Origin of the sequence: Neorhizobium sp. T25_27 (assembly GCF_002968565.1) — a bacterium.
GTDB lineage: Bacteria > Pseudomonadota > Alphaproteobacteria > Rhizobiales > Rhizobiaceae > Neorhizobium > Neorhizobium tomejilense.
In genome coordinates this window covers 294,527-308,847 of sequence record NZ_PVBJ01000002.1, presented here as the reverse complement: position 1 = coordinate 308,847, position 14,321 = coordinate 294,527, and the positions used below count along the sequence as shown (strand labels likewise).

Here is a 14,321-nt window from a genome sequence, read left to right as displayed (position 1 = left end):
TTAGAGGAGGAGGAGAAAATGGATTACAAAATTACGGGGAGATCGGCGGGCCGGTTCCGACAGCCGGTGCGATGGACGAAATCTCTGGCTGTCGCCCTGACCCTGATGCTGCCGGCCGGCGCCATGGCGCAGGACGCCTATCCGTCGAGGGACATCACCCTGGTTCTGCCGTTCGGCCCCGGCGGGATTGCCGACATTACGGCACGCCTGGTTGCCGAGTCGCTCGGCAAGAAGCTCGGCAAGCAGATCGTCATCATGAACCAGCCGGGTGCGGGCGGCTCCGTTGCGGCACGGGCGGCGCTGAACGCTCCGGCAGACGGCTACACGCTCGCCCTGCTTTCGAACGGCACCGCGATCAGCGTTCCGCTCTTCAAGAACCTGCAATTCGATCCCGTCACCGATTTCGTGCCGGTATCGAGCCTTGCCTATTTCGATTTCGTGTTCGTTACCAAATCGGACGGCAAGTTCAAAACCCTCAAGGATGTGCTGGAAGCCGCGAAGGCCAAGCCGGGCGCGCTCAATGTCGGGACGATCAACGTCGGCAGCAGCCAGAATCTTGCCGCTGAACTCTTCAAGTCGACATCCGGCATCGATTTCACGATCGTTCCCTACAAGGCCACGCCGGATCTTCAGGTCGCCTTGCTCGGCGGCGAACTCGACGTGATCGTCGACAGCCAGACTGCGCTGAAGGCTGCCCTGCAGCAGAACCAGGCGACCGCTATCGCCTCATCCGGCCCGTCGCGCTCCAGCCTCTCGCCGAACGTCCCGACCGCCGCGGAAGAAGGCGTCAGGGGCTTCGACGTGACCTCCTGGAACGCCATCTTCGCGCCGAAGGGCACGCCGCCGGAAGCAGTGAAGAAGCTGAACGCCACGCTGGTCGAAGTCCTGGCCGACCCTGCCCTCAAGAAACGGTTCGCGGATCTGGGCGTCGAAGCCCGATCCAGCACGCCTGAGGAAATCGGCAACCGCCTGAAGGCCGACATCCAGAAATGGTCGGACGTGATCCAGAAGGCGGGTATTCCGAAACAATAACGCTCGACTGGTCCCGGAGCCGATCCGGGACTAATCCCCGCCTGCCTTGGGAGCCGCCCAAGGCATCGGCCGGCGATTGAGGAAGGCCTCGATGCCGGCGCGGCCTTCGGCGCTTTCCCAACGGTCGGCGAGCAAGCCGGTGCTGTAGCCGACCGGATCTTCGATCGCCTGGCGGGCGAGACTTTGCACAAGGCTCTTGGCGCTGGCGACAGCACCGGGAGCGCAATCGAGGAAAGCCGAGACCTCCTCTTCCACTGCCGTATCGAGTTCGTCGGCGGTGCGAACGATTGAAACGAGACCGATCTCACGGGCCGTCACCGCATCGAAGCGGCGGGCGTTGAGGAACAGGCGGCGGGCATGGCCTTCGCCGATCCGGCGCACGACGTAGGGTCCGATGGTGGCGGGGATCAGGCCGAGCCGCGTTTCGGTGAGCGCAAACCAGGCGCTGTCAGCCGCGACCACGATGTCGCAGACGGCCATCAGACCGATACCGCCACCGAAGGCATTGCCCTGCACCCGGCCGATCAGCGGTTTCGGCAGGTCGTCGAGCGCCTTCAGCATGAGAGCAAGTTCCCTCGCCCCCTCGATCTTGCCGGTGCGATCCCTCGCCGCCTGGTCGCGCATCCATTGCAGGTCGCCTCCGGCGCAAAATGTGGAGCCGGCGGATGCGAGAACCACGACGCGCACCGCATCGTCGGCTGCGAGCTTGCCGGCCGCGTCGGCCAGATCGGCGATCATCCGTGCGTTCATGGCATTGTGCTTCTCGGGCCGGGCGAGCGTCAGTGTCACCACCCCGCGGAGATCCCGTTCCAGCGTCAGCGTGTCGTAAGCGCCCATCAGCGTGCTCCCCTCAGGCTGCGGGCAAAAGCCTCTGCCTCGGTCAGCCTGTCGCGGTCGATGCGAGTTTCGAACCCCAACGCATGCAGATGATCGACCGTCTTGCCCGTTGCGACATTGCCCTCCGCTCCCGGCGCATAAGGGCAGCCGCCAAGGCCGCCGGCGGCGGCGTCGAAAACGCGCAGACCTTTTTCGAGCGAGACGGTGACGTTGTCCAGCGCCCGGCCGTTTGTGTCGTGAAAATGCCCGGCGAGATGTGCCGCCGGCAGGTGCTTCAAGACCGCATCGAGCATGGCTGCGACCCGGTCCGGCGTGCCTGTGCCGATCGTATCGGCCAGCGCCACCTCACCGCAGCCCAGCGCATGAAGCTCCGTTGCTACCCGCGCCACCTGCGCCGGCGGCGTCGGACCGTCGAAGGGGCAATCGACGGCGCAGGAGACATAGGCGCGGACCGGGATGCCGTCGCGGCGGGCACTGTCGATCAGCGGCGCGAACCGCTGTAAACTCTCGGCGATGCTGCAATTGATGTTGCGGTGGCTGAAGCCTTCCGACGCCGAGGCGAAGACGGCGACTTCATCCGCTTTGGTCGAGACGGCCGCCGCATATCCCCGCACGTTCGGCGTCAGCACGGTGTACAGCGTCCCCGGACGGCGGGTAATGCCGGCCATGACCTCGGCGGCGTCGGCCATCTGCGGTACCCAGTCGGCGCGCACGAAGCTCGTCACCTCGATTTTTTCAAAACCGCACGCCGAAAGCAGGTCGACCAGCCGGATCTTGTCGGCGGTGGAAATGAGCCCCTTCTCGTTCTGCAGGCCGTCTCGCGGCCCCATCTCATGGATGCGGACGAAATCAGCCATCCTTCGGCTCCCCGGCTTCGGGCGCCGGCTCCGGCTCCGGCTCCGGCTCAAGGATCAGCAGCACTGCGCCTTCGATCACCTGTTCGCCCTGCGACACCAGGACATCGGCAATCGTCCCGTCGCGCGGCGCGGCAAGCGTCAATTCCATCTTCATGGCTTCCATCACGACAAGGGCCTCGCCCTTTGTGACCGAGGCTCCCGGCGTGGCACGAAGGAGTTTGACGAGGCCCGGCATGGGCGCGACGATGCGATCGCTGCCGGCGGCAATCTCATCCTCACCGGCAAGGGGATCGATAAGGCCGAAGTGCCAGTTCTCGCCATCGCCGAAAATCGTTACGTCACGTTCGCCGGAGACCAGATGGACGCGATGTTTCCGGCCGGCGGCCTCCAGAAGACAAGCCTCGGCGTCCAGGCGAGAGAGACGGAAATCGACCGGCTTGCCATCGACCGTGGCCGCATAGACGCCCTCTCCGATCGACCCGAACGACACCGGCACGTGCTGGCCGCGGTAGTCCAATTCGACGAAATCGGAGGCTTCGGCCCATAACCGGAATCCGGATAAGCGGTCCCAGGGATCGCCTCTACTCTTCGGCTCCAGGGCACCGGATAGCTTCAAAGCGGCCAAGGCCATGGCCTCGCGAGACGGGGACTGGCCGATTGTCAATTCCGCCAGATGCCTGTCGATGAGGCCGGTATCGGGCAAGCCCTCGACGAAATCCGGCTGGATCGTTAGCCGGCGAAGAAATGCAGCATTGGTGGTCACGCCGGTGGCGCGAACTTCGGCAAGGGCGGCCGACAGCAGCGAGAGCGCTGTCTGGCGATCGGGGCCTCGGGTGATGATTTTCGCGATCATCGGATCGTAGAAGGGCGAGATGCGGTCGCCGGCGCGCACGCCGCTGTCCACCCGCGCCAGTTCCTCCGGCAGGTCGAGATGGGCAAGCCTGCCGGTGGCGGGCAGAAAACCCCGCTCGGCATCCTCCGCATAAAGCCGCGCCTCGAAGGCCCAGCCGCTGATGAAAAGCTCGTCTTGGCTGCGCGGAAGAGGCTCGCCGGACGCAACCCGAAGCTGCCATTCGACGAGATCGACGCCGGTGATCGCTTCGGTCACCGGATGCTCCACCTGCAGCCGGGTGTTCATCTCCATGAACCAGAAGCGGTCGGCCTTCAGCCCGTCGGACGCATCGGCGATGAACTCGATCGTGCCGGCACCGGAATAGGAGATCGCCATCGCCGCCTTGACTGCCGCCTCGCCCATGGCAAGGCGCATCTCCTCCGGCATGCCGGGGGCCGGCGCTTCCTCGATGACCTTCTGGTGGCGGCGCTGCAGCGAGCAGTCGCGCTCGAAGAGGTGCACGACGTTGCCGTGGTCGTCGCCAAAAACCTGGATCTCGATATGGCGTGGATGGGCGATGTATTTCTCGATCAGGCAGGCGGGATCGCCGAAGGCGGCCAAAGCCTCCCGCTGCGCCGAGGCGAGCGCTTCCCCGAAGTCGGCCGCGCTTTCGACCCGCCGCATGCCCTTGCCGCCACCCCCGGCGCGCGCCTTGATCAGCACCGGGAAGCCGATGCGCTCCGCTTCCCTGGAGAGGAAGTCGGGATCCTGCTCGGCGCCGTGATAGCCGGGGACGACCGGCACGCCCGCCTTTTCCATCAGCGCCTTGGCGGCGTCCTTGAGGCCCATGGCGCGAATGGCATCGGACGATGGGCCAATGAACCGGATGCCGGCAGATGTCACCGCATCGGCGAAATCAGGATTTTCCGAGAGGAAGCCGTAACCGGGGTGGATGGCGTTGGCGCCGGTGCGCAGCGCCGCCTGGATGATCGTCTCGCCGCGCAGGTAACTTTCGGCGGCGGGGGACGGGCCGATATGCACAGCCTCGCCGGCAAGCGACACATGCAGCGCGTCACGGTCGGCGTCGGAATAGACAGCGACGGTCGCGACACCCAACCGGTGGCAGGTGCGGATGATGCGGCAGGCAATCTCGCCGCGATTGGCTATGAGGACTTTTCTCAGCATTGGGCGGCCCCGAGATACCAGGACGAGTAGCCCCCTCCCCAACCCCTCCCCACAAGGGGGAGGGGCTTACCCCGCCGCACCGGTGGTGGATTTGAAGCGAGGCCTTGCCGCGAGTCTTCTCCCCCCTTGTGGGGGAGATGGCCGGCAGGCCAGAGGGGGTCTTTGGATGTGCTCTGCTGCATCAAGCCAACCCTCACATCCGGAACACGCCGAAGCGTGTATCCTCGATCGGAGCATTGAGGGCGGCGGAGAGGCTCAGGCCCAGGACCTGGCGTGTCCTGGCCGGGTGGATGATGCCGTCGTCCCAGAGCCTCGCGGCGGCATAAAGCGGATGGCTCTGTTCCTCGAACTGGTCGAGTACCGGCTGTTTGAAGGCCGCCTCCTCATCCGCGCCCCACGTCTTGCCGCCGCGCTCGATCGCCTCGCGCCGGACAGTGGCCAGTACGCCTGCGGCCTGCGGGCCGCCCATGACCGAAATCCGGCTGTTCGGCCAGGTCCACAGGAAACGCGGCGAATAGGCGCGACCGGCCATGCCGTAGTTGCCGGCGCCGAAGGAACCGCCAAGCAGGATCGTGATCTTGGGCACGGACGTGGTCGCAACCGCCGTCACCAGCTTGGCGCCGTGCTTGGCGATGCCCTCCGCCTCGTATCTGCGGCCGACCATGAAGCCGGTGATGTTCTGGAGGAAGACCAGCGGGATTTTTCGCTGCGAGCAGAGCTCGATGAAATGCGCGCCCTTCTGGGCGCTTTCGGAAAACAGCACGCCATTGTTGGCGATGATGCCGACGGGGACCCCGAAGACATGGGCAAAACCGCAGACCAGCGTCATGCCGAACCGCGCCTTGAATTCATCGAAACGGGAGCCATCCACCACCCGCGCGATCACTTCGCGGATGTCGTAGGGGGTGCTGAGCGACGACGGAACGATCGCGGCGATTTCCTCCGGATCGTAAAGCGGTTCCTCGGGCGTCGCCAGCACCACGGTATCCGGCTTGCGGGTGTTCAGCCCTGCGACGGCGCGCCGGACCAGCGCGAGCGCATGGGCGTCGTCACGGGCGAGATGATCGGCGACGCCGGACAGCCTTGTGTGGACATCGCCGCCGCCGAGATCTTCGGCCGAGACTTCCTCGCCCGTGGCAGCCTTTACCAGCGGCGGGCCGGCGAGGAAGATCGTGCCCTGGTCCTTGACGATGATCGCCTCGTCGGACATCGCCGGCACATAAGCGCCGCCGGCGGTGCAGGAACCCATGACGGCGGCGATCTGGGCGATGCCCTTCGCCGACATTCGGGCCTGGTTGAAGAAGATGCGGCCGAAGTGATCACGGTCGGGAAATACCTCGTCCTGGTTCGGCAGGTTGGCGCCGCCGGAATCGACCAGATAGACGCACGGGAGACGGTTCTCCTCGGCGATCTCCTGGGCACGGAGGTGTTTCTTGACGGTCATCGGGTAGTAAGTGCCGCCCTTCACGGTGGCGTCATTGGCGACGATCATCACCTCGCAGCCCTCGACGCGGCCGATGCCGGTAACGATGCCGGCCGATGGGCTCGCCCCGCCGTAAAGCCCCTGCGCGGCGGTCGCTCCGATTTCGAGAAAGGGTGAACCGTGATCCAGCAGACGCGCAATGCGTTCGCGGGGAAGCAGTTTGCCGCGCTTCACATGCCGCGCCCGCGCTTCCTCGCCACCGCCGGCTTCGGCGAGCGCTACCGCCGCCTCGACCTCGGCAAGCTTTGCCTGCATCGCAGCGCGGTTCGCTTCGGCGGCTTCGCTCCTCAGGTTGACCGCAGACCGGATGACAGCCATCAGGCGGTTTCCTTGAAGAGCTCGCGGCCGATCAGCATACGGCGGATTTCGGACGTGCCGGCGCCGATCTCCATCAGCTTGGCGTCGCGCAGCAGCCGGCCGGTCGGATTGTCGTTGATATAACCGTTGCCGCCGAGGATCTGGATTGCCTGCAGTGCCTGCTGGGTCGCCTGTTCGGAGGCATAGAGGCAGCAGGCGGCGGCATCCTGGCGCGTCACGGCGCCGCGATCGCAGGCAGCGGCGACGGCATAGACATAGGCGCGGGCGGAATTCATCGCCGTGTACATGTCGGCGACCTTGGCCTGGATCAACTGGAACTCGCCGATCGGCTGGCCGAACTGCTTTCGCTCGTGGACATACGGCATCACCACATCGAGGCAGGCATGCATGATGCCGATGCCGATGGCCGAAAGCACGACGCGCTCGTAGTCGAGCCCCGACATCAGCACGCGCACGCCGCCGCCTTCGGAACCCATGACGTTTTCGGCCGGCACGTCGCAATCCTCGAACACCAGTTCGCAGGTGTTGGAGCCGCGCATGCCGAGCTTGTCGAGCTTCTGGGCCGTCGTGAACCCCTTGAAATCCCTCTCGACAAGGAAGGCGGTGATGCCCTTGGAGGAGGCGGCCGGATCGGTCTTGGCATAGACCACCAGAACATCGGCATCCGGACCGTTGGTGATCCACATCTTGGTTCCGTTCAAGACATAGCGATCGCCGCGCTTCTCGGCGCGGAGCTTCATCGAGACGACGTCGGAACCAGCGCCGGGTTCCGACATGGCGAGCGCGCCGACATGCTCTCCCGAGCAGAGTTTCGGCAGGTAACGCGCCTTCTGGTCGGCATTGCCGTTGCGGTTGATCTGGTTGACGCAGAGGTTGGAATGGGCACCGTAGCTGAGCGATGTGGAGGCCGAGGCACGAGCCAGTTCCTCGACGGCCACGACGTGGGCCAGATAACCGAGGCCCGTGCCGCCGAAATCCGGATCGGCGGTGATGCCGAGCAGGCCGAGCGCCCCCAGTTCGGGCCAGAGGTCGCGGGCAAATTCGTTGCTGCGGTCGATTTCGTCGGCGCGAGGCTTGAGTTTTTCCTGCGCGAAACGGTGGACCGTCTCACGAACAGCGTCGACCTCCTCGCCGAGCGCAAAATTCATGCTTGCGTGGAACACCCTGCATCCTCCCGGTGTACCAAGTTCAGTATGTCAGAAAGTAGTGGGGCAGCGGCGGCGGGTCGTCAATGGGCCAAGAGTGCCCAGGCCCGACATCGCAAGATACGGTCTTCCGCCATGCCGCCTTTGAACAAAGATTGCCTTATTCGGGAAGATGGTGCGGATGGAGACCGGGGACCCACTGGGTATTGGGCATGCGCGTGCCAGTATAGGTTACGCCGCTCGGCGTCTTGCAGCGATAGATCCGGGTCGGCATCACGTCGCCATAGAGAATGTCGAAACCGCCACGGCTGCGATAGACGTTCTCGATATCGCTGGTGCATTCGTAGGCCTGTTTCTTCGCGTGTTCCTCCTCCGGAACGACGCCGGGCAGGTTACGGAAGTAGGTCTGCACATCCTTCGGGAAGGCCCGGGGCTCGGCCGCGAATACCTCAGCCGGAACCACCGCGGCGACAAGCAGCGCCACGAGCATCACGGCCGGCAGTATCCATGCACCTTTGAACATCAATCGACTCCTCATCCACGTAAACGGCGGATGATTCACAGATATGGACGGCAGGAGGTCCAATCCATGGGCCGGGGACCACGTTTGCGTGATCATCGGCGGTTATCCAGGCGGCGATAGCCGGTGGGCTGCTGGTAAAGCCAGCCGATCCGCTGAACAGCCGCCTCGAAATTCTCACGGGCGACGCTCATTGTGTGGCCGTTGGCATGGAGAAGCGTCTCGGCACTCTCCATGATGCCGACATGACCCTTCCATAAAACGAGGTCGCCGCGGCGAAGTTCCCCTTGGCCGATCTCTTTGCCGATCGAGGCCTGCATATCGGAGTCGCGCGGGGCAAATTGGCCGGTCATCATCAGGGCAAGCTGCACGAGCGACGAGCAATCAAGACCGAAACCGGAACGGCCACCCCAGAGATAGGGCGTCTCGATGAATTTTTCGGCGACGGCGACGTAATCGTCACCCAAGGTCTCGGCGATGGGGAGGCAATGGCGGGCGATCACCGCCTCGCCGCTCGCCAAGACGAAATAACGCGTGCCGCGGGTTTCCGCCTCGCCGACGACGGTGACGCGGCTGCCCATGGACAGAGCGCCAACCGGCGGCTTGCGGAGCTCCGGTTCCGGATACAGGAAGGTGCGGGGCACGGCGATGCGGTGGCTGGGTTCCTCCGGGCTTCCGAGCATAGCCTCCGGCAGGTAGCCGACATAACCGTCCTGATCGGCCTGCACCCAGGCAAAACCATCGGCACGGTCGAAGACGCGGACGGTTTCGCCCCACAAAAGTTCGGTATCGATGCCGCGGGCAAGGTCCGGTGCCGGGCGGAGCTGGGCCACCGGCACGGCGATGCGTGCCGGTTCGCCGCGGACGAACTGGCCTGCTTCGACGCTGCCCTTCAGCGTCTCGTCTGCGAGGTCGGGCCGGAAGGCATGCAGGCGTCTGTCGAGCAGCTTGGTCATCTCAAAATTCCCTTCGGGCGCTTCGCGGCAAACCCATCACTGGCGGCCTTCCCGGATGATCAGGTCGCCCAGCTTTTCCAGATAGAGCGCACCCGCCACCGTGCGCTTGATCACTACGTTGCGGCGATCCCGCTCGTCGCGCTGTCGGTCCACCAGGCCCATCTCGCCCATCGTGTCGAGCGCGCGGGTGATGACCGGCTTGGTGACGCCGAGCGTCGCCGCCAGCCCGCGCACCGTGTGCGGCGGCGGCACGAGATAAATATGCAGCAGAATGGACATCTGGCGCAATGTCAGATCGCGGCCGTCGTGGCGCACCTGCTCCAGCGATACCCGGTGCCAGAGGCCCAGCGCTTCCGTGGCGGTCAGTTCAACCGGCATCACCACCTCGGTTCAAAAATCCGGCCTCGCGTCACAATCCGACGGATTTTAGGCCGAAGTTCTTACCGGTTTGTTTCGGAGCCGGTTTATTTCGCCGCCATGTCGCGGATCGTGCGGTAGAGCGCGCGGATCGCAAACGCCTCGCCGCCGACCGGTGCCTGCGGCTTTTCGGCGGCCACCCAGCCGTAAATGTCGAAATGCACCCAGCTCCTGGTGGCGGTGACAAAGCGCTTGAGAAAAAGCGCTGCGGTAATCGCGCCGGCCATGCCGCCCGAAGGCGAATTGGTGATATCGGCGGCGCGGGAGCGGATATCCTTGTCGTAGCCCATCCACAGCGGCAGGCGCCACATCGGATCGGCTTCAGCACGGCCCGCATCCATCAGCTTGCCGGCAAGTGCTTCGTCGTCGGTGAAATAGGGCGCAAGCTCGGTGCCCAGCGCGACGCGGGCGGCTCCGGTCAGCGTCGACATGTCGACCATCAGGTCCGGCGGGTTTTCGTCCGCATAGGCAAGCGCGTCGGCAAGGACCAGCCGGCCTTCGGCGTCGGTATTATCGATCTGCACGGTGATGCCCTTGCGGCTCCTGTAGATATCGCCGGGGCGGAAGGCATTGCCGGAAATGGAGTTCTCGACCGCCGGCACCAGAATCTGCAGGTCCACTTCAAGACCCGCATCCATGATCATCAGGGCAAGTCCCATGACGTTCGCGGCACCGCCCATGTCCTTCTTCATCAGCGCCATGTTGGCGGCGCCCTTGATGTCGAGGCCGCCGGTATCGAAGCAGACGCCCTTGCCCACCAGGGTGACGCGCGGATGGCCCTTCTGCCCCCAACGCATCTCGAGCAGGCGCGGAGGTGAGACGCTGGCGCGGCCGACCGTGTGGACGAGCGGGAAATTCCGAGCGAGCAGGTCCTCACCGACAATGGAGGTGACGGTTGCGCCGTAATGTTCGCCAAGCGCCCGGAAGGCAGCTTCCAGCTCGATCGGCCCCATCTCGTTGGTCGGAATATTGATGAGGTCACGGGCCAGGAAAACGCCGGCGAGCTGGCGCTCGACATCGGCGGCATCGGCCGTGGCCGGGATCGCAAGCCGCACGTCCTTCGGCTTGTCGGACCTGTAGCGGCTAAAGCCGTAGGTGCCGAGGCCATAACCGAGGGCAAGATGTGCATCGCCAAGCGCCGAGGTCTCGACATGCCAGTCACCCGCCGGCAAGAGCTTCGAGAGTTTTCCGGTAATGAACGGCGCCTCGGCAGGATCGCTGCCAAGGCCGAACAGAGCGCTGCCCACCTCACCGCCGGCCGTTGGCAACAGAAGCACTGCGCCTGCTTCCGCCTTGAAACCCGCCGCCTTCGCCCAGGCGAGTGCCGCCGCATCGAGCTTCCCAGCCTCCAGGTCAGAGGGGGTCACGGCGTGGATTGGCCTGGTCGCCGCCCCTTTCGCGCTGAAGGGAGAGGGGCGTTCGATATACTGATAAGGAGTCATGGGGAGCCTTCGGAAGCTGCTGGAATCGCTCGTCTTAACGATCTGTTAGGGTTAACAGTTTATTGCTGGAGTGGAAATGCGCTATATGCCCGCTCCCTATTCGGAAGACGTGGCACCGGACCGAACGAGACCGCACCCCATGACCGCTTCCGCAGCCGTGACGCTTCGCAAGACCCGCCTCGCCCAGACTGCCGCCCTCGCTATTCTCGCCGTTCTCTCTGTCACCGGCTGCGCGACGAAGCGGGATGTAGAAACGACGAGCTCGATCCCGAGGGCCTCGGCCGCCTCCATGGACGGCATGAACGCGAACGATCTTGCCAGCACCGAGAAGTCTGTCGGTGCGAGCTATGCCCGCGATCCCAAGAACAAGCAGATCGGGCTGCAATACGCGACGGTGCTCGGAATGACCGGCAAGAATGCGCAGGCGCTTGCCGTGATGCAGCAGGTGGCTATCGCCCACCCGGCCGATCGGGACGTGCTGGCGGCCTATGGCAAGGCGCAGGCCGGTGCCGGCCAGCTCGAACAGGCGCTCGCAACCATCAATCGCGCCCAGACCCCCGATCATCCGGACTGGCGGCTCTATTCGGCCGAAGGCGCCGTGCTCGACCAGCTCGGTCGCTCGGCGGAGGCCCGCCAGAAATACCGCATGGCGCTCGAGACCCAGCCGAACGAGCCGAGCGTGATGTCCAATCTGGGAATGTCCTACGTGCTTTCCGGTGACCTGAAGACAGCGGAAACCTACATGCGCAATGCCGCCGGCCAGCCCGCCGCCGACAGCCGCGTCCGCCAGAACCTGGCGCTGGTGGTCGGCCTGCAGGGCCGTTTCGCGGAAGCCGAACAGATCGCCCGCCGGGAACTCTCGCAGCAGCAGGCGGACGCCAACGTCACCTATCTGCGTTCGATGTTATCCCAGCAGAATGCCTGGGCAAAGCTCGCCGACAAGGACGGCAAGAGCAAGCCCAAGACGAATTGACCGGGCTACCGTCATCCCAACAAAAAACCGGCCTTGCGCCGGTTTTCCTGTTTTCGGGATGGCCCTCCATCGGTACGCCTTCAGATGAGGCGCGAAATCACCGTGATGATTCCGCCGATCAGGACGAGGTTCACGCAAAGTCTTGCCAGCATCGGGTATCCTCCAAAATCACGTGAGCGCTCCGATCCGCGTTCGTAATCGGACGGAACTTTCGCTCGATGAGGGGATATTGATCTATCGCCGCTGAATGCGGTCTGAAGCTGGAATTCAGGTGCCGTTCACCGTCGCCTCGGCGCTTGCTGCCGACGTCATCAAAACTTGTCGGCGACCTGGATGCCGGCGGGGCCGAGGATGACGGCGATCAGCACCGGCAGGAAGAACAGGATCATCGGCACGGTCAGCTTCGGCGGCAGGGCGGCCGCCTTCTTTTCCGCCTCGTTCATCCGCTCGTCGCGGCCTTCCTGGGCAAGCACACGCAGCGCCGAGGCAATCGGCGTACCGTAGCGTTCCGCCTGGATCAGCGCCTGGGTAACCGCCCTGACGATATCGAGTTGGGTGCGGATGCCGAGATTTTCGAGCGCGGTGCGGCGATCCTGCAGGAAGGAGAGCTCGGCCGTCGTCAGCACCATTTCCTCGGCCAGAGGCGGCGACGCCTGCGCCATCTCCTCGGCCACGCGGCGCATCGCCGCCTCCATGGAAATCCCCGATTCGACGCAGATCAGCATCAGGTCGAGCGCATCGGGCCAGGCCCGCTTGATGGAATGCTGGCGTTTCTTGACCCGATTGGAAATGTAGATGTTCGGTGCATAAAAACCGATATAGGCGACGACGATCGCCGCCAGCATCCGGATCGGGAACGGCCGGGTGGCGAGGTTGCCGAGCACGAAAATCCAGACGATGGCGCCTGCGAGGAACACGAAGGGCAGCAGGAAACGGGCCAGCAGGAACATGTTGAGGGCGTTCTGCGACCTCAGGCCGGCAGCACGAAGCCTGTTGACAGTGTTGTCGTCCACCAGCGCCTTGCGCAGATTGAAGCGCTCGACGATCTGCCGGACCGACTGATTGTTCTGTGCGCGCAGCGACGTCTTCGACTGTTCGGAATTCATCCGGGCGCGTTCGCGGGCGCGGATCTGTTCACGCTCGGTGGAAACCGCCTTCATGCGCTTGTCGAGGTCTCCCTTTTCGAGGAACGGGCTCGCCAGCGTGTAGAGGGTCGCGAAAACCGCCACGGCCACCAGGATGGCGAGCAGTGTGGTCGGGTCGGTGAGCGTCGTTGCCAGTCCCATCGCTCAATCCCCTCAGATGTCGAAGTTGATCATGTTGCGCATGACGAAAATGCCGATCGACATCCAGACGCCGGAAAACAAAAGGATCAGGTGCCCGCGCGGATCGGTGAAGATGATCGAGATGTACTGAGGCGAGGTGAGATAAACGAGCAGCGAGACGATGAAGGGCAAAGCGCCGATGATCACCGCCGAAGCCTTGGCTTCCATCGACAACGCCTGCACCTTGGCCTTCATTTTCCTGCGCTCGCGCAGCACCTTGGAAAGATTGCCGATCGCTTCGGAAAGATTGCCGCCGGCCTGACCCTGGATGGTGATGACGATCGCGAAGAAATTCACCTCCGGCAGCGGCATGGTCATCATCATGCGCGTGCAGGCTTCCGGAATGCTCAAGCCCACTTGCTGGGATTCGATCACGCGGCGGAATTCCGTCTTCACCGGTTCCTGGCCGTCCGAAGCGATCAGCCGCATTGAATCGTTGAGCGGGAGGCCGGATTTGATCGATCGCACCATGACGTCGAGCGCATTCGGAAATTCATCGAGAAACTTCTTCTGGCGACGCTTGACCAGGAAACCGATGATCCAGCGCGGCAACCCGACCGAACTGACAAAGGCGGCACCGACGGCGCCGAGCAGCGGCAGGCCGGCGATCAGGGCCACGAGGAAAACGAAGACGCCGAAAAGGACGCTGAACATATAGAAGCGGCCCATCGTCAGGGACAGGCCGGTCTGGGGTAGCTTGGCCTTCAAGCTGCCGTCGGCCATCTTCTTGTTCTTCTCTTCCTGCTTCTTCTCCAGGTCCTTGATCGAATCCTGCATGGACTTGCGGCGCTTGGAAAGCTCCTGCACGCGGTCGCGCGCGGCCTTGACCTTGTTGAGATCGGTTTCCGCCGATTTCACCCGGTTGAGCCGGCTGTCGGCCTTCTTTTCCACTTCCATGCGAGAGAACAACAGCGCGTAACAGACCGCCGCCGCGGCGACCGCCACGAGGGCGATGATCGCCACGACATTGATATCCAGCCCGAACATGGAACCCTGCTC

13 protein-coding genes are annotated in these 14,321 nt (G+C 64.1%); 2 read left to right on the top strand and 11 right to left on the bottom strand.

The genetic code is table 11. The features are described from left to right. The first annotated feature begins 18 nt into the window (after positions 1-18). Positions 19-1,032 carry a tripartite tricarboxylate transporter substrate binding protein gene (locus C5J24_RS08265; protein ID WP_105417141.1) on the top strand — a complete coding sequence of 338 codons (1,014 nt, stop codon included), beginning with the start codon at positions 19-21 and terminating at the stop codon, positions 1,030-1,032. A 30-nt stretch (positions 1,033-1,062) separates the two neighbouring features. On the opposite strand, the gene C5J24_RS08260 is transcribed toward C5J24_RS08265, so the two are convergent. From C5J24_RS08260 to C5J24_RS08220, 9 genes are all read right to left on the bottom strand, one after another. Next, a complete protein-coding gene (locus tag C5J24_RS08260) occupies positions 1,063-1,869 on the bottom strand; it encodes a crotonase/enoyl-CoA hydratase family protein (RefSeq protein WP_105417139.1) in 807 nt (268 codons plus the stop codon). Beyond that, positions 1,869-2,726, bottom strand: coding sequence for a hydroxymethylglutaryl-CoA lyase (locus C5J24_RS08255; RefSeq protein ID WP_105417137.1), 858 nt, complete (start codon positions 2,724-2,726; stop codon positions 1,869-1,871). Before C5J24_RS08255 ends, C5J24_RS08260 begins: the two co-directional genes overlap by 1 nt. Next, positions 2,719-4,743 carry an acetyl/propionyl/methylcrotonyl-CoA carboxylase subunit alpha gene (locus C5J24_RS08250; protein WP_105417135.1) on the bottom strand — a complete coding sequence of 675 codons (2,025 nt, stop codon included), beginning with the start codon at positions 4,741-4,743 and terminating at the stop codon, positions 2,719-2,721. The genes C5J24_RS08255 and C5J24_RS08250 overlap by 8 nt, the downstream gene beginning before the upstream one ends. Positions 4,744-4,936: 193 nt before the next feature. Further along, on the bottom strand, positions 4,937-6,544 hold the full coding sequence (locus C5J24_RS08245; RefSeq protein WP_105417133.1) for a carboxyl transferase domain-containing protein: 1,608 nt from the start codon (positions 6,542-6,544) through the stop codon (positions 4,937-4,939). Continuing rightward, positions 6,544-7,707: an isovaleryl-CoA dehydrogenase gene (locus tag C5J24_RS08240; protein WP_105417131.1), complete on the bottom strand. Its 1,164-nt coding sequence runs from the start codon at positions 7,705-7,707 to the stop codon at positions 6,544-6,546. The genes C5J24_RS08245 and C5J24_RS08240 overlap by 1 nt, the downstream gene beginning before the upstream one ends. 142 nt (positions 7,708-7,849) lie before the next feature. Next, the gene (locus C5J24_RS08235; RefSeq protein WP_105417129.1) at positions 7,850-8,212 is read right to left on the bottom strand and encodes a hypothetical protein; all 363 of its coding nucleotides are present in this window, start codon (positions 8,210-8,212) and stop codon (positions 7,850-7,852) included. Positions 8,213-8,304: 92 nt separating this feature from the next. Further along, positions 8,305-9,165 (bottom strand): NlpC/P60 family protein, encoded by an 861-nt coding sequence (locus C5J24_RS08230; RefSeq protein WP_105417127.1) that lies wholly within the window; start codon positions 9,163-9,165, stop codon positions 8,305-8,307. Positions 9,166-9,201: 36 nt separating this feature from the next. Then, on the bottom strand, positions 9,202-9,543 hold the full coding sequence (locus tag C5J24_RS08225) for a helix-turn-helix domain-containing protein (protein WP_037079769.1): 342 nt from the start codon (positions 9,541-9,543) through the stop codon (positions 9,202-9,204). Positions 9,544-9,629: 86 nt separating this feature from the next. Then, a complete protein-coding gene (locus C5J24_RS08220; protein ID WP_105417125.1) occupies positions 9,630-11,024 on the bottom strand; it encodes a M17 family metallopeptidase in 1,395 nt (464 codons plus the stop codon). Between the two features lie 139 nt (positions 11,025-11,163). On the opposite strand from C5J24_RS08220, the gene C5J24_RS08215 reads away from it, so the two are divergent. After that, entirely contained in the window at positions 11,164-11,997 is an 834-nt protein-coding gene (locus C5J24_RS08215) for a tetratricopeptide repeat protein (RefSeq protein ID WP_105417123.1), read from the top strand. 311 nt (positions 11,998-12,308) lie between these two features. Here C5J24_RS08215 and C5J24_RS08210 read toward each other — a convergent pair whose 3' ends face one another. Both C5J24_RS08210 and C5J24_RS08205 read right to left on the bottom strand, forming a co-directional pair. Further along, positions 12,309-13,283 carry a type II secretion system F family protein gene (locus tag C5J24_RS08210; protein WP_105417121.1) on the bottom strand — a complete coding sequence of 325 codons (975 nt, stop codon included), beginning with the start codon at positions 13,281-13,283 and terminating at the stop codon, positions 12,309-12,311. A gap of 12 nt (positions 13,284-13,295) precedes the next feature. After that, positions 13,296-14,309, bottom strand: coding sequence for a type II secretion system F family protein (locus C5J24_RS08205; RefSeq protein ID WP_105402369.1), 1,014 nt, complete (start codon positions 14,307-14,309; stop codon positions 13,296-13,298). Positions 14,310-14,321: the final 12 nt, after the last annotated feature.